General features: G+C 68.7%; 15 protein-coding genes and 2 pseudogenes. 3 read left to right on the top strand and 14 right to left on the bottom strand.

Annotated features, from left to right (window positions below):
- Positions 1 to 80: 80 nt before the first annotated feature.
- The 9 genes and pseudogenes from BZZ08_RS06715 to BZZ08_RS06680 all read right to left on the bottom strand — a co-directional run bounded on the left by BZZ08_RS06715 (position 81) and on the right by BZZ08_RS06680 (position 8,043).
- Positions 81 to 776 carry a hypothetical protein gene (locus BZZ08_RS06715; protein ID WP_241965392.1) on the bottom strand — a complete coding sequence of 232 codons (696 nt, stop codon included), beginning with the start codon at positions 774 to 776 and terminating at the stop codon, positions 81 to 83.
- Positions 777 to 808: 32 nt separating this feature from the next.
- The gene (locus tag BZZ08_RS06710) at positions 809 to 2,314 is read right to left on the bottom strand and encodes an ATP-binding protein (RefSeq protein ID WP_198601334.1); all 1,506 of its coding nucleotides are present in this window, start codon (positions 2,312 to 2,314) and stop codon (positions 809 to 811) included.
- A 26-nt stretch (positions 2,315 to 2,340) separates the two neighbouring features.
- A complete protein-coding gene (locus BZZ08_RS39810; protein ID WP_274543255.1) occupies positions 2,341 to 2,493 on the bottom strand; it encodes a DUF6238 family protein in 153 nt (50 codons plus the stop codon).
- A 79-nt stretch (positions 2,494 to 2,572) separates the two neighbouring features.
- Positions 2,573 to 2,794: pseudogene (locus BZZ08_RS39805) on the bottom strand (DUF6238 family protein); the annotation flags it as partial.
- Between the two features lie 25 nt (positions 2,795 to 2,819).
- Positions 2,820 to 4,286, bottom strand: coding sequence for an SCO6880 family protein (locus BZZ08_RS06700; protein ID WP_104631205.1), 1,467 nt, complete (start codon positions 4,284 to 4,286; stop codon positions 2,820 to 2,822).
- A 129-nt stretch (positions 4,287 to 4,415) separates the two neighbouring features.
- Positions 4,416 to 5,822 (bottom strand): SCO6881 family protein, encoded by a 1,407-nt coding sequence (locus BZZ08_RS06695; protein WP_104631204.1) that lies wholly within the window; start codon positions 5,820 to 5,822, stop codon positions 4,416 to 4,418.
- A 28-nt stretch (positions 5,823 to 5,850) separates the two neighbouring features.
- Complete coding sequence (locus BZZ08_RS06690; RefSeq protein WP_104631203.1) at positions 5,851 to 6,531, bottom strand: hypothetical protein; 681 nt, start codon at positions 6,529 to 6,531, stop codon at positions 5,851 to 5,853.
- A complete protein-coding gene (locus BZZ08_RS06685) occupies positions 6,531 to 6,839 on the bottom strand; it encodes a DUF6112 family protein (RefSeq protein ID WP_104631202.1) in 309 nt (102 codons plus the stop codon). The genes BZZ08_RS06690 and BZZ08_RS06685 overlap by 1 nt, the downstream gene beginning before the upstream one ends.
- A 92-nt stretch (positions 6,840 to 6,931) precedes the next feature.
- A pseudogene (locus tag BZZ08_RS06680) lies at positions 6,932 to 8,043 on the bottom strand (C40 family peptidase).
- A 610-nt stretch (positions 8,044 to 8,653) separates the two neighbouring features.
- On the opposite strand from BZZ08_RS06680, the gene BZZ08_RS06675 reads away from it, so the two are divergent.
- On the top strand, positions 8,654 to 9,400 hold the full coding sequence (locus tag BZZ08_RS06675) for a DNA-methyltransferase (protein WP_104631201.1): 747 nt from the start codon (positions 8,654 to 8,656) through the stop codon (positions 9,398 to 9,400).
- Between the two features lie 99 nt (positions 9,401 to 9,499).
- Here BZZ08_RS06675 and BZZ08_RS06670 read toward each other — a convergent pair whose 3' ends face one another.
- Positions 9,500 to 10,435, bottom strand: a complete 936-nt coding sequence (locus tag BZZ08_RS06670; protein ID WP_198601324.1) for a DUF5655 domain-containing protein — start codon at positions 10,433 to 10,435, stop codon at positions 9,500 to 9,502.
- 391 nt (positions 10,436 to 10,826) lie between these two features.
- On the opposite strand from BZZ08_RS06670, the gene dcm reads away from it, so the two are divergent.
- Positions 10,827 to 12,809 (top strand): DNA (cytosine-5-)-methyltransferase, encoded by a 1,983-nt coding sequence (dcm, locus tag BZZ08_RS06665; RefSeq protein WP_104631200.1) that lies wholly within the window; start codon positions 10,827 to 10,829, stop codon positions 12,807 to 12,809.
- On the opposite strand, the gene BZZ08_RS06660 is transcribed toward dcm, so the two are convergent.
- Positions 12,724 to 13,218, bottom strand: a complete 495-nt coding sequence (locus tag BZZ08_RS06660; RefSeq protein ID WP_104631199.1) for a very short patch repair endonuclease — start codon at positions 13,216 to 13,218, stop codon at positions 12,724 to 12,726. The genes dcm and BZZ08_RS06660 overlap by 86 nt on opposite strands.
- A gap of 55 nt (positions 13,219 to 13,273) precedes the next feature.
- Here BZZ08_RS06660 and BZZ08_RS06655 point away from each other — a divergent pair, with 55 nt between their 5' ends.
- Entirely contained in the window at positions 13,274 to 13,462 is a 189-nt protein-coding gene (locus tag BZZ08_RS06655; protein ID WP_104631198.1) for an AbrB/MazE/SpoVT family DNA-binding domain-containing protein, read from the top strand.
- 19 nt (positions 13,463 to 13,481) lie between these two features.
- Here BZZ08_RS06655 and BZZ08_RS06650 read toward each other — a convergent pair whose 3' ends face one another.
- From BZZ08_RS06650 to BZZ08_RS06640, 3 genes are read right to left on the bottom strand one after another with little or no spacing between them, the layout of a single operon-like run.
- The gene (locus BZZ08_RS06650) at positions 13,482 to 15,491 is read right to left on the bottom strand and encodes an AIPR family protein (RefSeq protein ID WP_104631197.1); all 2,010 of its coding nucleotides are present in this window, start codon (positions 15,489 to 15,491) and stop codon (positions 13,482 to 13,484) included.
- Positions 15,484 to 16,494, bottom strand: coding sequence for a PD-(D/E)XK motif protein (locus BZZ08_RS06645; RefSeq protein WP_104631196.1), 1,011 nt, complete (start codon positions 16,492 to 16,494; stop codon positions 15,484 to 15,486). Before BZZ08_RS06645 ends, BZZ08_RS06650 begins: the two co-directional genes overlap by 8 nt.
- Positions 16,491 to 19,268, bottom strand: coding sequence for a Z1 domain-containing protein (locus tag BZZ08_RS06640; RefSeq protein WP_104631195.1), 2,778 nt, complete (start codon positions 19,266 to 19,268; stop codon positions 16,491 to 16,493). The genes BZZ08_RS06645 and BZZ08_RS06640 overlap by 4 nt, the downstream gene beginning before the upstream one ends.
- Between the last annotated feature and the right edge of the window lie 41 nt (positions 19,269 to 19,309).

Here is a 19,309-nt window from a genome sequence, read left to right as displayed (position 1 = left end):
GTGGAGCTTGAAGGAGTGCGGTGGTCCATGAGGATCTGGTGATCGGGCAGTTTGGCGCTGCCGTTACTGCGTGCTAGGGATCACCGCGAGCGACCGGGAGCCGGCGGTTGCGATGCCGGCGGGAGCTGGGGCGAAGCAGGTGATCCGGCAGGGGCGTTGTGCGTCGAGCGGGTCAGGGCGACGCGAGCCCGCTCGGTCTGCGCCGGCCGTTCGGTGTCCGCTCGGTGAGCGAGGTATTCGCCGACGCGCACCAACGCCATTCCCTTGGAGCCGAGTTCGTGTGAGTAGTGCCAGCCTTCGGTGTTGCGGTGCTCCTCGGCACGCTCCTGGTAGAGGTGGAGCACGCTCGGCTGCGAACCGTCCATAAGCGCCATGACGTCAGCCCATTCGTGCCGCAGTTCCTCCGCCCGGAACAGGATGGTGTCGATTCCGCGTATCCGACGGAGGTCGTCACTGATCGGCCCCTCGACGTAGTCGGGGCCGTCGGCGGCGGCGCGGACCCCGGCCAGCACCTCGGGTCCGTGGTCGAGAAACACCTCGGCGTGCTTCCACGCTGCGGCGTCCCGCTTGACCTTCCCGTCCCCGTAGACCTTGTCGTCCAGCGGCCAGCCGTCCGCGTCGCAGAGGGAGTCCGAAACCGCGTCCCAGGCGTCGCACGCCTCGTTGATCCCGGCGGCGGCCGAGGCCAGTGCCGGGAGGTGCCGTCGCCACGCCAAAGGGTCGGTGGCCTGCGACGGCTGGTTGTCACCGGAGGAAGGAGTGGAAGAAGCAGACATGATCGATTCCCGTTGCTGTGCTGGTCGTTGGGCTAGGCGGCCATGCGGGCGTCTGTGTCGAACAGCTCCCGCTCGGCCGGGTGGAGGATGTGCTGGGTGATGAACGAGCGGCCGGCAACCTTCCACAGACCCCGGCCCTTGGTCAGAGCGGACACCGCCTGGGTCTCGACGCCGGTCAGGCCGAGCAGAGATGCAGCGGCGGCGAGCTGGTCGGGCTCCTGGCGGTAGATGATGCGCGTGCTGCAGTCCGCGAGGAGCCCCTCGGCCAGGACTCGGCCGCGTGAACCGGCGTCGCCCGCCGAGAGCAAGTCGCTGAGCCGGTGGATCACCATGAGGTTTGCGATGCCCAGCCCCCGGGAGAGCTTCCACTGGCTCTGCATCCGCTCCAGCAGCCCGACGTGCCGCATCAGCCGCCACGCCTCGTCGTAGATCACCCAGCGCCGACCGCCATCTGGATCACTGAGGGCTGACTCCATCCACGCGCTCGCGCACGTCATCGCGAGCACCAGTGCCGTGTCGTCACCGGAGCCGCCGAGACGGGAGAGGTCGATGGACAGCATCGGTGTGGTCGGGTCGAACGACACGGTGCTCGGCGCATCGAACATGCCGCTCAAGTCCCCGTGCACGAGACGTCGCAGGGCGTGGGCGAGGTCCTGGGCGGCTGAGCCGAGGTGCCCCGCCTGGTGGCCGAGGGCGTGGTCGAGGCGTTCGGGGGAGCCGAGTACGTGCGCGATCTCGCCGAGCAGCGGCACCGTGCCCCGGGCGGCGGCCTCAGCGACGACCAGATCCAGGGCCAGGTCGAGGGCGGTGTGCTCCATCGGCAGCAGGTCGCGCTTCAGCACGGTGCGGGCGAGGCTGGCCAGCAGCAGCAGACGGCGCTTGCGAACCTCCGTGAACCAGTCCTCCTCGCTCACGGAGGCGGGGCGGGCCGGAGCGTCCAGCGGGTTCAACCGGCCGGGGAGCCCCGGGCCCAGGGCGATGCTGTAGCCGCCGAGGGCCTGCGAAACGCCGGTCCACTCCCCCTTGGGATCGCAGGGGATGTAGATCCGGTAGCCGTGGGCGATCGACCGGGTGGCGATCGACTTCGCCAGCGCCGACTTGCCCATGCCGATGATGCCGGCCAGGACCGCGTTGGGGTTGGTGAAGCCCTCCACCCTGCCGCTGTTGTAGAGCGAGAACGGGTCGAAGCAGAAGGCCGCCTCCGCGTGCACATCGCGGCCGATGAACACCCCTTCGGCGCCCAGGCCGCCCTCGGCCACGAACGGGTACGCGCCGCTGGCTGTGGCGGTGGTCATCCGGTGGGCGGGCAGGGCGAGCTTGCCGCCGCGGGCGGAGGCCGGACCGGGGCGACCGGCGGGCGGGTAGGTGGGCCGCAGATCCGGGTCGAGGGTCTGCTCGGCGCGGTGCTTGGGCGGGTTTCCGGCGAGGCGTGCCTGGCGGCGGGCTTCGGTGAAACCGGCTCGGGCGGCTCGCTGTTCGGCGCGTGTCGTCTTACGGGGCACGAACAGAGGGGAGGCGCTGGCGCGGGTACGGGGGATGAGCGTTTCTCCAGATGAGGGGTGGGTCAGCGGCGGACGAGGCCGGTGAACGGGGCGTGCAGGTCGGCCGGGGTGGTGCGCCGCCGGACGAGATGAGCGGTGCGCTGGTGGCGCTGGCAGATGGTCAGTCCCGGTGCTCCCTCCGGAAGGCCGGCCTGGCACGTCTCCGGTGCGGGGATCTCGCCGGAGTCCGGCCGGTGGCGCCGCGTGGTAGGCGGCGTGGAGGTGCTCGGCGGCCTGCCAGATGCGGGTGCGGGCGGTACGGAGCTGGTCGCCCTCGACCGCGACGAGCTGCCCGGTGCGACCGGTGTGGGCGTCGAGCAGCCCGTACAGCGAGACGAGGTGGGCGTGCAGGGCGTCCAGCTCGGCCCGGCTGGTGACCAGCGGGCCGCCCGGGATGTTGAGCGCCCGGTGGAAGTCGAGCGCGGCGGTGGCGAAGGGCACGAAGTCCTGCGCGGTCGGGCTGGCGGTGCGGGACATGAGGGTGCTCTTTCGAAGGGAAGGGTCAGGCAGCGAGCGCGAGCGGCAGGGCGGCGGCGGTGAACGCCTCGGCCTGCTGCCAGGTCAACGGCCGGAGATCGAGCTGGGCGCCGACAGCGGCGGTCTCCACGACGGCGCAGGCGGTGCGCAGCTCGTCCTCGGTGTCGGCCGAGACGGTCAGCAGACCGGTCAGGGCGACATCGGCGTGCCCGGCGATGAGCTGGCGTTCGCGGGACTTGATGTCCTGGTATTCGATCGAGTCCGCCTCGGAGTCGACCTGGCCGCGCCGGGCCCGTTCGGCGGCGTCGGCGATCACGCTGGACTTCTTGCGCTGCACGTCGCGCAGGGCGGCGTCGAGGTTCTTCGGCTCGTAGGAGAGCGACAGCGTGCGCCGGACGCCGCCGGTGAACAGGAGCTGGTGCAGGAAGCCGGCGCTGGTCTCGGTGCGCGGCCAGTTCTCCACCCAGTAGGTGGCGTGCACGGCGGAGTCGGTGGCGATGTGGTCCGCTTTCTCGACGACCACGACGGGGCCGGCGGCGGCGGGCTCGGCCTCGGGGCGACCGGCCGTGGACCAGCGGTCGAGTGTCGCCAGCGCCTTCGGGTCGTAGGAGGTGCGCACCACGGCGGCGATCTCGCGGGCGGTGAGCCAGCCCGTCGGGGTGAGACCGGCGGTCCGCGCCGCCTGGTCGAACGTGGAGGTGAGCTGGGCGAGGACGCTGAAGGCACCGGTGAGACCGCCGTCGGCCTGGTTGATCAGCTGGCGGGCCGCCTTGGTGTCCAGGGACACCGCGACGTACGCCTCGTGCGGGGCGGCTGCGGGACCGGCGCTCTGGATCAGCTCGTTGTAGATCGCGCCGGCCATCGGGGTGTCGGGGCGTCCGTGCTCTTCCCAGTAGCGGCGCAGCGCGTCGCCGGAGTCGGGGATGGTGCGCTGGATCACCTGGATGCGGGCGATCTGCCCGGTACGGGCGAGAGCTGCCAGCGCGCGTCCCCAGCCGCCGACGTTGGCCTGCTGGGTGCCGGGGTCGAGCAGGGCGTAGGCGCGGGAGGAGACCTTGACCACCGCGGTCAGCGTCCCGGTGTGCGGGTTGTGGACGGCGCCGTACTTGCCGTCGGGAGCGGTGGTCACGCGCAGGCTGGCAGCGGTGCCGGGAAGGTGGAGCAGTCCCTCGCGGGTCGGCCGGCGGGAGGGCCGGGTGAGCCAGACGAGCTGGCCTCGCATTCGGCGCAGCGCGTACCGGACGACGATCGGGGCCCAGTCCGCCAGAGCACGGCCTCGGTGGCGGACGAAGACGAGCAGGGCGATCACGGCCCACAGCGGGATGAGCTGGAGGGCGCCGACCACACCGCGGGCGAGGATCACGGCGAGAAGGAGAAGGCCGGAGAGCCCGGCGACGACCAACTGCGGGACGGACAGGCCGAGCAGGACGCCGCGCCTGCTGCGGTGCGGGAACTTCACGGTGGGCGTGGAGGACTGGTGCTTGCCGGACATGGTGATTCCAGACGGTGGGAGCGGGCGGAGGACGGGGCGCGCGGCGCTCTTCTGGACGTCATGGCGAAACCTTCCTGCTGGTGGGGGGCGGGGCGGGCCGTGGAGTGCGGCCCGCCCCCGGGATGTGGGTCAGGAACCCGACGGCGGCTGGGTGGGATACACCCAGTTCGTCGGCGTCGCGGAGCCGGTGGCCGACGGTCCGGACGCGGACGCCGGAGTGCCCGAGGCCGAAGGTCCGGGGTCGGCTGGCGGCATGGAGGTCATGTCGCCGCCCGGAGATGCGGCTGCGAGGTGACCGGAGCCGCTCGCAACGCCTTGGGCAGCCGATTCGGACCCTTCCGGTTCGTCCTCGCCAGGACGTGTGATCAGTGGCGGGATCCCGGGGGGCTGGATCAGAGCCCGGCCCTTGTCGCCGCTCGCGTCCGGGTCTTCGCCGTACCGGAAGCGGGTCTGCTGCTTGGGCGGCCCGGCGTCGATTCCCTCCTTGCTGAGGTTGCCGCCGGAGGGGTTGATGTCGGAGACGACGCCATCGGTGCCCGCGCCCGGGACCTGGTTCGGACCCTGCGGAGCGGGGGCGCCGGTACCGGCCCGCAGCGCGAGGCTGCCTGCGGTCTTTGCGGCTCCTGCGGCGACCGCCATGCCGGCGACACCGGTGCGGTGCATGTCGTCGTGGCCGCCGCCGTCGCTGGCCCAGTGGACGAACTTGTACGTCGCGTAGGGGCAGAGCAACACCAGGACCATCACGACGATGCCGGCCATCGCATCGGACAGGGCCGCCATTCCGTCACTGGCGTCGGTCTTGCCCATGGCGGAGACGCCGATGAGGAAGACCACGGTCATCAACAGCTTGGAGACGATCAGGGTACCGGTGGCCTCGATCCAGCCGCGCCGCCACCGTTTGGCGACTTCCCAGCCGCCGCCCGCCCCGGCGAACACCGCGAGCGCGACCATGATCAGGACGCCGACCTTGCGGGCCACCATCACGCCCCAGTAGAGGAAGGCACCGATCGCGCACCCGAAGGCCACCAGCGCGGGCACACCCCAGCCGAGGCCGTACATGGCCCCCATCTGATCAACCTTGATCACACGACGGATCGCGTCGTCGATCGAGGTGTTGGCGGCTTTGAAGAGGCCGTCGGACAGCGCGTCCACCACGGTGATGGCGACGGTCGTGAAGGCGATGGCCGAGAAGCTGAAGAGGACTCCGGTCATGGTGCCGAACGCCGCCTTAGCGAGGGCACGTTCGTCTCGGCGCCAGGCAGCGGTCATGAGCTGGATGCAGAAGATGCCGTCGGTCAGGGCGAGGCCGATGGGCAGCAGCAGCTCGTAGTTGTCGCGGAACCACCCGGCGTTGAGGTCGATGGCCGTCGTCTTGTTGACGGCCTTGGCGGCCAGGTCGGCCGCGCTGGACGCCAGCTCGCCCGCCGACTTCGCGATCCACGCGCCGAGACCGTCGGTGACGGTGCCGGCGGGGTTGGTGGCGAAGTCGACAGCGCCGCACACCTTGTCCATCAGCGGGAAGTCGCAGACTCCCATGGGTCGTACCTCCGTTCTGGGGCGAGGATCAGGGCGCGACGGACGGCATGACGCCGACCAGGGCGCAGGAGCGGTTGGGCCGGCACTGGACCGCGAGGGTGGTGGACCGGCTCTCCGCGCCGCCGGCAGCCGAGCCCTTCCAGCGAATCGACTGCTTGCCGGAGACCGTGACGGCGTAGACGTACGCCTGGGTGATCGCCCCGGGGTCGTCCTGGAGGGCCTGGGTAAAGGCGTGCGGGAAGTGCCCCTCGTTGATCTTGGCGGTGGCGACCTGCTTGTTGGCCGCCATCTCCTTCCACAGCACGGCCGAGGGGACCGCCTGGTCGACGGAGGCCGGGTCGGCGTACTTCGACTCCGTGGTCAGCCAGCCGCGCAGCGCCTTGCGCAACTCAGGCTGCGAGTACGCACGGGTGTCGTACGACCACAGCGCTGCGGCGGCGGCCTTCCCGTACGTGATCGGGTCGCGGGTTTTCGGCGGAACGGGCAGAGCGCGGGGCCGGGTGTGCGGCCCGGACGGTGCCGCGGGCGACGAGGATGCCGTGGGCGAACTCGGCGGTGGGGAAGCAGCATCGGAGGGGCTTCGGCCCTCGCGGGTGAGGTAAGCGGCCAGACCGGCGAGGGCAACGAGCACCGCCAGGACGGCAGTGCCGAGGAGCGCCCGGCGGCGCACGCGAGATGCGCCGCCGGGGTGGGTGGAGTGCTGAGCCATCAGTGGACCTGCGTCCCGAGCGTCGAGAAGAACGCCACTACACCGTTGGCCGCACCGAGAAGAAGGGCCGCGCCAGCGCTGACCAGCACGCCCTTCTTCCCGTTCGCCTCGGCCTGGTGACCACCGGAGTGGTGACCCCAGGCCCACACGCCCGCACTGACGGCGAGGGCTCCGACCACGGCAATGAGCCCGAACAAGTTGATCGAGCCCATCACCTGCTTGAGGACGTTGAGGCCAGGGAGCCCGCCCTCGTTGGGCTTGATTCCCGGGTCGTAGGCGAGCTGTATGACCTTGTCGGCGAGAAACATGGGAATTCCAGTTCGAATGAGCGCACGCCAAAGCCCGGCGGGGTGATCCGGCGGTGCGAGGGGGAGGTGAGGAGGGGGGGGAGGAGCGCCGGTCAGACGACTCGGCGGGCCGCGAGAATCCGCGATTTCCAGGACGCGACGGTGGTGATCCGTACGACGTCACCGGTGTGCGGGGCGTGGACGATCAGGCCCTGCCCGATCGCCATCCCGACGTGTTCCGGTACGGCGGCCGTCCCCTCGGTGAAGAGGAGGTCGCCCGGCTTGAGGGCATCGACCGAGACGGCCTTGCCGTCCTTGACCTGCGTGTACGTGGTCCGCGTCAGGCTGACTCCGGCGGCCTTGTACGCGCCCTGCATCAGAGAGGAGCAGTCGCAGCGGCCCATCGGGTTTTTGCCGTGGGAGTCGGTGCACGTGCCGCCCCACTGATACGGGGTGCCGAGCTGGCCGAGCGCCCACCGGATCGCCGTCTGTACCTTCGGCGGCGCGGAGGCGGGAATCGTGTACTCCTTCGGCAGTGCACCCGCCGGGATGGTGCCGAAGTCCGTTCCGTCGCCGTCCGCCGAACAACCCCCCGCGGAATCGGGAGAGGGGCTGGTGTCGGCAGAGCCGGACGGCGACGGGCTCGGCGATGCGCCGCCGGCCTTCTGCAGCAGGGGCTCGAGGCCTTCTGCAGGGCGGTGGCCAGCGGCTCCCATTTGGCGTACGCCTCCGGGAAGCCCGACTTCTGCACCGCCTGGGCGGCCTGGGTGACAGAGAGGGACTGCCAGCCGGAGACCTTCTTGAGCCCCTCGTAGAACTTCGTCGAGGCGTGCACCGGGTCAAGGATCTGGCTGGCCGTACCCCAGCCCATCGACGGCCGCTGCTGGAAGAGACCCAGCGAATCGCGGTCGCCGTAGGTCAGGTTCCGCAGGCCGCTCTCCTGCAGAGCGGTCGCCAAGGCGACGACCTGCCCTCGGGCGGGGATGTTCATCGCGACGCCCGTGGCCTGGATCGTCTTGGCATTGGGCACCTGGTCGGCAGGGGCGTCCAGACCCGGCACGGAGACCGAGCCCTTGTCGCCGCCGCCCAGGATCGCCTTCACCTGCTTGGCGACGGCGGAGGCGTCCACACCCGGTGCACCGTCGGTTGAGCACGAAGCCGAAGCGGTCCCGGCACCGATGCCAAGGATCGGCAGTGCCAGCAGGAGTGGTCCGGTGGCGCACAGACCGACGAGGGCTCCCGTCGTCTTCTTCACGGCCGCCGCCGTTCAGCGCGACGGCGGTGCGGACCGGTCGAGGGAGGTGGGTCGGGGCGCGGGTGTGTCAGGGCAGGCTGCATCGCAGCGGCTCCTCGGTGTTCGAAGGAGACGCGGTGCCGACTTCTCGTGCAAAGCCGTCGGCACCGCGCCGATGTGCATCCGCCTCTCGGCGGGCCCGGGTCAGAGGAGTTGGTAGCTCCAGGACGCCGGTTTCTGGTCACGCGCGGCAGCCAGCCGCGCTCGTAATCTCAGGCAGTGCACAGGGGCCTCCTCATGGCGCTCGCGGGCAGATGGGCAACATGCCTCCGACGCTGCTCGATTGGACGAGATAGCACGGATAAGTACAGCTCAACGGGGGTGGAGCAGCGCTCCTTCCCGGTGGCACGGCGAGACAGTAGACCGGGATTCCGGCCGCACCAAACGACTGCCAGCCAGGGGCCCGAAGTAGGAAGCCACCTCGTTAGGCGCGGCCGGAATTCGCCGTTAACCTCCGCTGCAACCTCGCACCGGCTGCACACCGTTGAGCGCTGCCCGGAGCAGGTCCAGACTCCGCCGCGCCTGAAGAGAGGCCTTCCCCATGAGCTACACGCTGCACCGAGGCGACGCCCTGACCGTCCTGAAGTCCCTCCCGGACGAGAGCGTCCAGGCGGTGATCACCGATCCGCCGTACAACTCCGGGGGCCGCACCAGCTCGGACCGAACCGGCCGTACCGCACGAGCCAAGTACGTCACGAGCAACTCGGCGCACGACCTCGCCAACTTCCCCGGCGAGAACCGCGACCAGCGCTCCTACCGCTCCTGGCTCACCGAACTGCTCACCGAGGCGTACCGGGCCTCGACCGAGCACGCGGTCGCGATGGTCTTCACCGACTGGCGACAGGAGCCGACCACCTCCGACGCCCTGCAGATGGCGGGATGGACCTGGAGCGGCACGATTCCGTGGATCAAGCCATCGAGCCGGCCCCGCAAGGGCGGGCCGAAGCAGGACTCGGAGTTCATCGTCTGGGGCGTCAAGGGCTCCCTCGACAACACCCGCGATCTCTACCTGCCGGGGCACTACATCGCCTCCCAGCCCCGCAAGGGCCGGGTTCACATCACCCAGAAGCCGGTCGAGGTCATGCAGCAGCTCGTCCAGGTCTGCCCCGAGGGTGGCACCGTCCTCGACCCGTTCACCGGCAGCGGCTCTACCGGGGTCGCGGCCCTGCGCGAGGGGCGCCGCTTCGTGGGCGTCGAGCTGTCCGCGCACTACGCGGACGTCGCCGAGGAGCGGCTGCGGGCCGAACTGACGAAGGACGACTTCGAGCTGGCCGGACCGGAGGCATGATCGTGAGAGCGAAGAGAGGCCAGGGCCGACGGCCCCCAGACGCCAGAGGGGCGGCTGAAGCATCGACTACCCGATGCACCAGCCGCCCCTCCTGTTACGTCAGGCCGCCTCGAACGCCCGCCGGATCAGCGGCGCCGCCTTCTCCAAGTCGGCTGCCGAGACGACGCGGACCTCCAGGTCGCCGGTCCCGAGGTGCCCGATACCGCGCATGTCACGGGTGAAGCCCTCCTCCAACTCGACCGTGTCCGGGTCGAGTCTGAGGTACACCAGGATCGCCTCGTGCTTCGGACGGAAAATCACCGACGCCACGTTCACCAACCGCCGGTAGGCGATGTAGTGCCGCAGGGACGCCACCTCCACCTCGCCCCATGCCGTGAGCGCCTCGTCCAGTTCCGCGTACAGGTCCTGCAGGCACTCCGGCACCGCTCCTCCACCCGCAGGCGGAGAGACCGCCGAAGCCGTCGGCACGCTGTCCGCCACGGGTGCCCGCTCCCGGCCCCGGCGAGACGAGGCAGCGCTCGGGAATCCGGTCGCGGAGTCCACGAGCAGCAGCCCCAGCAGGCCACCGTCGAAGATCCGGTAGCGCACCAGGTCGATCCGCTCGGGCAACCTCTGCACCGCCACCCGGTCGTGGTGCGAGAAGCCCGCCGCGATGCAGATCATCCGCGGACGACGCCAGTCGACGGACTCGGCGGCCTCCGCGCCCAGCACCTTCCGCACGAGCGCCTCGAACTCGTGCTGTGCCGATTCCAGCCAGGATAGGTAGGAGACCGCCTGAGACATCACCCCGCTGTCCGAGCCTTTCTTGAACTCGATCACCACCGGGCTGCCGTTCTCATCGAGCCCCAGGGTGTCGATCCGCCCCCGGTGCCAAGGGCCGGTCTGGTACTCCGACGCTAGGAACCGGACGCCCAGCATCTGCTCCAGGCCGGCCTCGACTCGCCGCTGCAGCTCCACCTCCAGCGCCACCGTCGAGCCGGCCAGCTCGACATCCCGTCCGTCCGCGTCCTGCCGGAACATCATCAGCTCGGCCACCAGCGCTCCCTCCCGCGATCTCCACAGAGGGCAATCAAGGGGACGCTGCGGGTATTCCGCATCGGGTAGCGGGAAGGGCAGGCAGCTCGACAATGGGATTGGCCGAGTGCAGGACAACGGCATCGCCTCGGGGCGAGAACCGAGCCCGCAGGGTAGCTCGACTGGCGAGAGCTCCGATGGTCTTGTCAGTGTTTGTCCGTATGGTTGCCCCTCTCCAGTGTTACTGGGGGGTTGCTTTCCAATACAGGGGTGGGTGCCGCGTAATATTCTCGGGGCGCCTGTGGCGTCCTAATCGATCCAGCCATCCGAGGTGGGCGCCGGATTCTTGATCTTGCCAGAGGTTGTGTGATCTCCTGGTGCTCGTTCTTCTCGTCCGATGGAGGTTGGCGCAGTGCGCAGGCAGCACTATGGGGTGCCTCTGGAGCGGAGCGACTGTCTGGAGCTCAGGCGTCACAGGAACAGTTGCAAGCCCGAGAACTTCGGCAAGTGGCTCGGTGGCTTCGGTGCTGGCAAGCGTCTGGCCGTCGACCTCTTCTCTGGAGCGGGTGGACTGAGCCTCGGACTGGAGCGAGCCGGGTGGACGGTCGCAGCCGCGGTCGACTTCAACGAGCGGGCACTCCAGACGCACGCTGCGAACTTCCCCGGCATGAGTCTCCACATGGACCTGGGTAATCCTGACGAGCGTGACAGGCTCGTCGAGATGCTGTCGCCCGCCAAGATCGATTTGGTGGCCGGCGGCCCGCCATGCCAGCCGTTCAGCAGGGCTGGCCGGAGCAAGATCCGCAGCCTCGTGGAGCATCACGGCCGCGATCCCCATGATCGCCGCAAGGAGCTGTGGAGCGCCTACCTCGACGTCGTGAAGCGCCTCCGGCCGCGTGCGGTCCTCATGGAGAACGTTCCGGACATGGGTCTCGGTGACGACTTCTTCGTGGTACGCACCATCGAGGAGCAGCTGGAGGACCTCGGATACGCGACGCAGGTCCGTCTCGTCGATGCGTGGAAGTACGGCGTTCCGCAGCACAGGAAGCGACTGATCCTGCTCGCGAGGAACGACGTGGAGCGCTTCTCGTGGCGGCAGGAGCTGGAGCACGATCAGCGGACTACGCTGCGTGACGCCATCGGTGACCTGCCGGTGCTGCCTGTCGTGCCCACCGAGCGTGTCGGGCAGCGTGAACTCCCGTACGAGGAACCGTCCGAGCTTTCCAAGTTCGCTCGGGACATGCGTAAGTGGGCGCGCAAGGACCGGGTGTGGGACCACATGACCCGGCGGGTCCGGAAGGACGACGCGGAGATCTTCTCCAGCATGGACTCCAAGACCCTGTACTCGCAGATCACCCCGGAACTGCAGCGCTACAAGGCCGACCACTTCACGGACAAGTACAAGAAGCTCGACTGGGCGGACCTCAGCAGGTCGATCACCGCCCACATCGCCAAGGACGGCTACTGGTACATCCACCCGGACCAGGACCAGCCGCGCACCCTCACCGTGCGGGAGGCCGCGCGAGTGCAGACGTTCCCGGACAGGTTCCGCTTCGCCGGCACGCGCAGTGACGCCTTCCGCCAGATCGGTAACGCTGTGCCGCCCCTTCTTGGCGAGGCTGCCGCGGAAGCCCTGCTGCCCGCGGTCGGCGAGCAGCCGAGCGAGGGTGGACTCCAGCCGCACTGGCGCACGGTGCGAAGGGACCTGACCGCTTGGGCCGAAGCGCGGCGTGAGTCGGAGGACTGGTACCAGCTTCCGGGCAAGCAGATGTCCGGCTTGCAGGCCGCCGTCGTAGCCATACTGTCCGGGACCCGGATCCAGCCCGCGCAGCTGGCGGAAATGGTCGAGGCCGTGCGGGGACAGACGTCCCTGAGCAAGGCCGCGCTCGAGACGCTTACTGCGGCGGCGCCCTCCGAGGCAGCGAAGGCCCGGGTCGCCCGGCTCACCGCGGTGATCGATCAGTCGAGCGTCTGGGCCGACGAGGAGAAGGTCCGCGAGCAGTTGAAGTTGAAGCCGGCTGAGGCGACGGTGTACCGGCTGCTGGTCGGCGAGGACCTCCTGTGGGTCGGGCAGGGGGCGCTGCGCGTCGCCGCCCGTCTGCACGGCAGTGATTCGGATCGCACGAACAGGCTCAGCGACGGTCGAGTGGACTTGGTGAAGCTCGTCGGAGCCGGTGAGGACGCGCCTCTGCGTATGGCGGCGCTCCGACTCATCGGAAGCAGCTTCTGTCGGGCCAAGGAGCCGCTCTGCGAGGAGTGCCCCCTGAGCAAATACTGCGTCGCCAGGGAGAGCGTCTCCGGCGACCTGTTCACGGACGCGTTGACCGGGACCCACGGACGGGAGACGGTGCCGACCCAGGCTCGTGGGTCTGGTCGCACTGCTGGGCGACGCTGAGCGCAGCGCGCTCGACGTCCGCCCGGATCTCGCACTCCCAGACACGGGCGACGGTCCAACCGGCGGCCTCGGCTGCTGCGGTGTTCCGGCGGTCGCGCTGCTTGTTGGTCTCGATCTTCGCTTCCCACAAGGAGGTGTTCGGGCCGCGGAACGTCTTCGGGCCGTGCACAGGACAACCGTGCCAGAAGCACCCGTCGACGAACACCGCCACGTCGTATTTGGGCAGGACGAAGTCCGCCGTGCAACGGGCAGCCACCTTGCGCTGTAGACGGAACCGGAGGCCGAGCCGGTGTACGGCACGCCGGAGGTCCACCTCCGGTTTCGTGTCGCGGGCGCGCCGACCGCGCAGATGGCCGCTCAGCTCCGTGCTGACCCACTGCGTGCTCGTGGTGTCCTCACGTGCTGCCATACCTCAGCCCCAGCCCGTCGTCGGCCTACGAGTGTGAGGGTGCCACACTCGTCCCATGCTTCGTGAACCTGCAGAACTCCGTGTCGATGATCATGGCCGGGTCGAGCTTCCCGTCGGCCTGCTCGCGGAGGCGGGCATCGCACCCGGGGCGGACCTCCTGGCCTTCAGCGACGGAGACGGGCGGATCGTGCTCCGCCGCGCCGAGGACGCCATGAGCGACCTGCTCGAGCGCGGGGAGCTCTGAAGGCCGGGACGAGTCGGACCTACGGACCGGGGACGAACCCGAGCGAAAGCGCCTCGTTGCGCGCGTGCAGTGCCTGTACCGCCTGAGGCTCGGGGATCTCCTGCTCGAGTTCGAGCCGGCGGCCGACGTACTGCGCGAGTTGGCGCTGCGAGGGATCCAGGTTGTGCGTCTCCTTCGCCCATCGCTCGATGGCGTACCACTCGTCCGCCGGGATCGACGTCACCTCGTCGCTCGCCCCGCGGTCGCCTTCCGCACCGCCCGCGAGGGCCTCGTCGTCCAGCGGATGATCACGGAGCTCGGCCTCCAGGTCGCGAGGAACGGACCAGGGTACGCGGGAGACGGCGTCCCAACAGGCGGGCTTCTTGGCCCACTCACCCACGTGGTTGCCCTCACGTGGCTTGGTGACGACCCGCATGACCCGGGGGCACAGATCGTCGATCGCGGCTTCGAGGGCCGACGAGACCCTCTGCTCGCGCCAGATCCTGTCGAGATCGATGCGCTGTTTCGTGGCGAGCGCCAGACGGGCCATGGTGTAGGTCGTGATCATGCTCTTGTAGCTGCCCGCCTCGTGGTTCGCCGCGACGCGGTCGACCGCCTTGAAGAGGACCGCCATGGCTATCACGCGCTGGCAGTACCGGACGTCGACCCGAGGGGGCGCCTCGCTGATCCGGTCCATGAACGCGACGAAGTTCTTCTGTGCGCCGCGGCTGACGCTGAACGGGAGGAGACTCCAGGAGTTGACGTACTTCGCGAGGTCCGCCTTCGTGAACTTCCGACTGGTCGGGTTGAGCTTCTTGAAGGTGCGCTGCTTCGCCGGTGTCCGGGCCTTGGCCACCTCGTCGGTGTACTGGCCGCGCGCCCTCTCGTAGAACCAGTGGGTCTCCTGGCCGCTGCCGTCGGTCGCCGGCGCCCACAGGGACCGGGTGATCCGCTGGACGGCCACGTGGTACGCGTGGTTCGAGCTGAAGTCGACGAGCGTCACGCGGTTCTGGGTGTTGGAGTACTCGGAGATCATCGGGACGATCTCCGAGAGCCGCTCGGGAGAGACCTCCGTCAGCTTCATCTGGACGGTCACGTGGGACAGGTCGGCCTTGTCCCGGCTCGAGGCGTAGTGCAACGAGGCCGTGGTCTGACCGCCGTTCACCACCTGGAGCCCGTGCACCCGGGAGATGCCCGTGGGGGTGCCGTCCGGGCCGTGCACGAAGTCGACCTGGGACGCGGTCGCCGTGATGCCGTTGTTGTACGCCAGGAACCTGCCCGGTGAGTGCAGCAGGGTCTCTCTGATTCCCCGGTTGACCGATCCGCGGGCCTGCAGGAAGGACCGGACGTTCAACTCGAGAAGTCTGGTCCCGTACTCCCCGTACAGTTCGGCCAGTCTCTGGCCGGGGATCACGGCCATGGTCACCGAGTGGTCCGGCTCGCTGCTGGGTGCCGAGACACAGGGCAGCGGAGGGGCGAACGAGACCACGATGGGCTCGCTGATGCTGCCGGAAGTCTCGTGGCGGTGCATCCGCGCCAGGTCCCACACCTCGTGGGTCACGGGAAGGCCGTCGAACTCGGTGGGCGGGAAGGAGGTACTCGTGCCGACGCGGTTGCTGAGCAGGAAGAGCCGGATCCTCCGTACCTCGGTGAGCGCCTTCTCCACTGCCGCGCACATGTCGTACACGTCGAAGGACTCGTCGATGTGCTGACGCAGGCCCTCCCGACACCGGCGGACGAACGTCAGCAGGCGCCTGAACGCCGTCTCCGCCTGTCCCTTCGTGAGTTTGGAATCCAGCGGGTCCAGGTCGAAGTCGGTCACGAAGAGGTCGAGGCACTCCCCGGAGTCCCCGATGCCGTACCCGTGCACGAGATGACCGTGGGCCGAGTGGTAGGCGGTGAACGTGTTGGACACGATGCCGGCCCGTTCCAGGTCCTCGAACACGCGCCGCGTGAACGCCTCCGGGGTGGTGGTCCCCTCGGCGTCGGCAGTGGCCTGGACGTCCGCGACGACGTCGTGGGCGTACTGGGACAGGTCGAGCTCAGGCATGGGGTCCCCCGATCAGTGCGGTCACCTCGTCGGTCGTGGCGCGGTGGTGGTCAAGTCCCGAGGTGCTCACGTGGTACGAGCACTCACCGACCCCCTCGGGAAGATCTGCCTCGACGAGTCTCGGGAAATTCTCTCCCACGTGCCAGAAGCGCAGGTCGCGGACGGTGTAGCGAGGCTCCTCGTAGGCGTCTCGCTGGCCGGGGAGATAGCCGGCCTGTACGAGACGACCGTCGAAGGCGGCTCGGACGACAGGGCTCGTGAGCTGCTCGCGTACGCGGTCCACCAGGCGGTTCAGACTCTCTCCTGATCCGCCCCGCCGTTCGTCGAGCATCGCCAGCGCCAACAGGAGCGCAGGCGTCCCGGTGGCGTCCAGTTGGCGCTCGCTGGCGATCCGGATGCTGCGGGGGCGTTTGGCGGTGCTGGCCTTCGCCTCGACGGCGACTCCGGGCAGCTGGAAGTCCTGGTTGGTTCCGCTCGGCCCCGTCCACGCGTCGACGGCCTCGGCCGGCCCGACGACGGGCAGGATGTGGTCGCGCAGCACCAGGAGCTCGCCGACGAGTCCACGACGGGCCTCAGGGCCGAGACCGTCTCTGCCGACCGCGCGAAGGAGGTCCTGCCACCGCTCGAACCTCTCCACCGCTGCTGTCAGGGCTGCCGCGGCCCCAGGGGCTTCTCGGACCGTGTCAGCCACGTCCGTGACGAGCGGGTTGAACACCTCGCGCAGCTCGTCGGCGGTGAGGACCACCTGGAGCTCGTACTCGAGACGCGACACGGCGCTCACGTTCATCTCCAGCCCGGCAGCGCGAGGCAACTGGCGTACGGAGCGCACGATGTGGTCGGCGGAGCGGGCGTCGGCCCTGAGCACGAGCATGCGCTGCTGCGCCGGGTGGGAGACGGAGAGGAAGACGTCCAACGGAGCGTCCGGGTACAGGCGGATACGGGACCTGCCCGGGGCACCCTGAGGTGTCTCCAAGTCACGCCACTCGGACTCGGTGACGGTCACTCGTCGTCCTCTCCGTCGTCGAGGGCGTCAAGGCCCTCCTTCTGCCAGATGGCGTTGACCACGTACTCGGTGTCGGACTGGTGCTCGGAGCGCGGGAAGCTCACCTTGAAGCCGACCAGGGGCGGTTGTGCTGGACCGTCTTCGGTCGCCGGCCGCTCGACCAGATAGACGAGCAGAAGTGCCTGGTCGGCGCGGCGCTGCCAGCGGACGTGATCTCCTGAAGGTGACTGGGGCACTTTCTCTCGCTTCTTGAGGGCTGCAGCCTTCTGTGTCGCTTCCAGGGCGGCTTTCACCTGGTCAGGAGCGAGGTCGCGGTATTCGTCGGGAGGGCTGAGCAGCCGGCGAATCGTGTATCGACCGTCGCTGGTGACGTCGTTGAGCGCCGCGCGCTCTACGGGCCCCAAGTCGTAACCGGCGATGTCCTGTGGTTTAGCTGCCTGCTTGCCAACCAGGACCACCGTCCACTGCGGGAGCTCACCTACGGCCATGCACTGTTCGATGTACTTCGCGATGAAGCGGGGGCGAACCCTCTGGGCCATGCGGTCGGTCTCGTAACGCGTGAGGAAGTCCACGATGGCGTCGGAGGGCACCTGCTTCCATGTCACGCTGGCGCCCACCGCCTTCTGCTGGGCGGTGGCTAGGCCATCAAGTCTACGGACGAAGTCCCCGAGTACCTTGAGGTTGTGTTCAGGTACTCCGTCGGAGAGGTTGAAGATTACCGTCTCCGGCCCCTCCCCGGAGTAGCTGAGCATGACCTTCGTGCCTTGGCGCATCTTGTTGGCGGCCGTGACGGCTAGGCCGAGCGAGGAAGCGCGGACCTTCAGCCCGAAGTACCTCGGACTGAGGTCCAACGCCGCCATCTCTTCGATCTCACGGCGTAGCTCGTCGGTGGCAGCAGTCACCTCAATGTACTTGGCCCTCAGATCGGGCGTGGTGTACAGGCGACAGAGGTCCTCGTGCCCCGGTCGGTAACCGAACCAGCGTCCCATCTGAAGCAGGGTGTCGTACGTGCGGGACGTGCGCAGGTAGTAGCTGACAGTCAGTCCCTCCAGGGTGAGACCTCGGGAGAGCTTCTGGCCTCCGATCGCAATGACCGATAGACCGTTTTTGCGGTGATCGTAGTAGTCGAGTGCGTCGCGGGAGGCGCCGTTCACCGTTTTGACCACGATCTTTCGCAGAGCGGGCATGAGCTGGCTCGACACGTCCTCCCAGGTGACGCGTCGGGCCTCGTCCGCGGGGAAGTGGTCCGTGGTGGGGACGAAGTCCCGCTCCCACAGGGCCCGGAACTCGGCCATGCGCTGCGGTGCCTGTCCGTACCGGTCGCGGAGCGAGTCCACGAGGAGCCGCAGATAGTCGTCCACCTGGTCGCGGACGATCCCTTGGACCGCCGTGAAGCGGGTTACGTGCACCAGCATGGAGTTGTGCACCTTCGTCTGTCCGCGCACCCGTCGTGCAGCGCTGGCGAGGACGAACGAGGCGATCGCCTCCCGGAGGGACCGCGGAAGGTCGTCGGAGGGGACGAAGGAGGACTTGTGCTTGCTCGGGATCCAGCTCTCGGCGTCGTTCACGGGGCGTACGAGCGGAAGCGGGGGCACGTCCTCCTCGTCGTCATTGTCGACCTGGAGACCGAACACCCGCTCCGGGCCAAGGTAGTTGGTCGGCGAGGGCAGGGTGCGGATGAAGCTGTCGGGAAAGAGGTCGGCGCCGAGTTCGGCGTGGTCGACATCGGGATCGATGTAGATGTTGGCGAACGGGGTGGCGGTGTACCCGACGTACGCCGACTTCTCGAAGCTCTTCATGAGCTCACGGATCGCACCGTTGGTCCTGGTCGGATCCGCGTCGGGATCGCGCTCGGTGTTGATGGAGGCGTTGTCCGCCTCGTCGTCGATGACGAACAGCGGGATGTCGCGTACGACCTTGTTCCCGCTCTCGTCCTCCGTGCCCTGGACCTCGGTCACCCACGTCCGCAGGTACTCGAGGATTTTCCAGTGCTTCTTGACCACCAAGACCACCGGGAAACGGCCGAGCGGGAAGTTGACGGCGTTTGCCGCCTGTCGACCGAAGTCGCCCTTCTCCGAGCTGTTAGTCGGAGATGCGATATCGAGTTTCTTGGCACCAGGCATCCGGCCAGCACCCATGAGCCGGGATTTCCCCTTCTGGTTGGATCGCTGGTGATGTTTCGTATCGAAGCCCAGGAGCCCTTCGTCGACACGCAGCTGTGTCTGGCTCCGGAGGTCGTTGTGGATGCCGGCAAGGATCACCACGAACTGGTATCCCGCGTCCACGGCTTTCGCAGCGAGTCCGATGTACTGGCTGGTCTTGCCTGACTGGACCTGTCCGATCACGAGGCCGGTCCGGCGCCATGGGCCGGCACGCCGCGGGTCCTCGAGCTGGCTCAGGACCTCGTCTGTGCTCTGGTCCAGCCGCCGCACAACAAGTGGAGGGTAGCCGCTGACATCCTCCAGGTACCGGCGGTAGCGTTCCCAGAAGTCCCAGGCCCGGTCGTTCTTGGCTTCGGGCAGCCAGGGCTCGTGCCCGCTGTCGCTCTCCAGCCCGGAGGAGCCCTCCTGGAAGACCGCCGTCAGGACCTCGATCTCCTTGGCCAGCTGGTCACGGTCGAGGACCTCGCCTTGGCCGGCCAGCATCCCGAAGATGACGGTGACCGCGTTCTGCACCTCGTCCGGCGTCGGCTGACGGTCCTGGGACAGTAGTGCGAGAACCAGGCGACGGGCCTTGGCAAGAGACTCGAGAGAGTCCTCGGGGGTGGAACTCACAGCAGACCTCCGGCTGGGCGGGAACGGCATAGGGCAGGCTA

It is taken from the genome of Streptomyces sp. MH60, assembly GCF_002939385.1.
Classification (GTDB): Bacteria; Actinomycetota; Actinomycetes; order Streptomycetales; family Streptomycetaceae; genus Streptomyces.
This window is presented reverse-complemented; position numbering and strand designations above follow the sequence as displayed.

What these genes read in the sequence shown, in the direction of transcription:
- BZZ08_RS06675 (WP_104631201.1), top strand. Translation starts at nt 8,654, where the DNA reads ATGAGCTACACGCTGCACCGAGGCGACGCCCTGACCGTCCTGAAGTCC.
- BZZ08_RS06715 (WP_241965392.1), bottom strand. Translation starts at nt 776, where the DNA reads ATGTCTGCTTCTTCCACTCCTTCCTCCGGTGACAACCAGCCGTCGCAG.
- BZZ08_RS06690 (WP_104631203.1), bottom strand. Translation starts at nt 6,531, where the DNA reads ATGGCTCAGCACTCCACCCACCCCGGCGGCGCATCTCGCGTGCGCCGC.
- BZZ08_RS06660 (WP_104631199.1), bottom strand. Translation starts at nt 13,218, where the DNA reads ATGGCAGCACGTGAGGACACCACGAGCACGCAGTGGGTCAGCACGGAG.
- BZZ08_RS06695 (WP_104631204.1), bottom strand. Translation starts at nt 5,822, where the DNA reads ATGGGAGTCTGCGACTTCCCGCTGATGGACAAGGTGTGCGGCGCTGTC.
- BZZ08_RS06700 (WP_104631205.1), bottom strand. Translation starts at nt 4,286, where the DNA reads ATGTCCGGCAAGCACCAGTCCTCCACGCCCACCGTGAAGTTCCCGCAC.
- BZZ08_RS06650 (WP_104631197.1), bottom strand. Translation starts at nt 15,491, where the DNA reads ATGCCTGAGCTCGACCTGTCCCAGTACGCCCACGACGTCGTCGCGGAC.
- BZZ08_RS06685 (WP_104631202.1), bottom strand. Translation starts at nt 6,839, where the DNA reads ATGTTTCTCGCCGACAAGGTCATACAGCTCGCCTACGACCCGGGAATC.
- BZZ08_RS06655 (WP_104631198.1), top strand. Translation starts at nt 13,274, where the DNA reads ATGCTTCGTGAACCTGCAGAACTCCGTGTCGATGATCATGGCCGGGTC.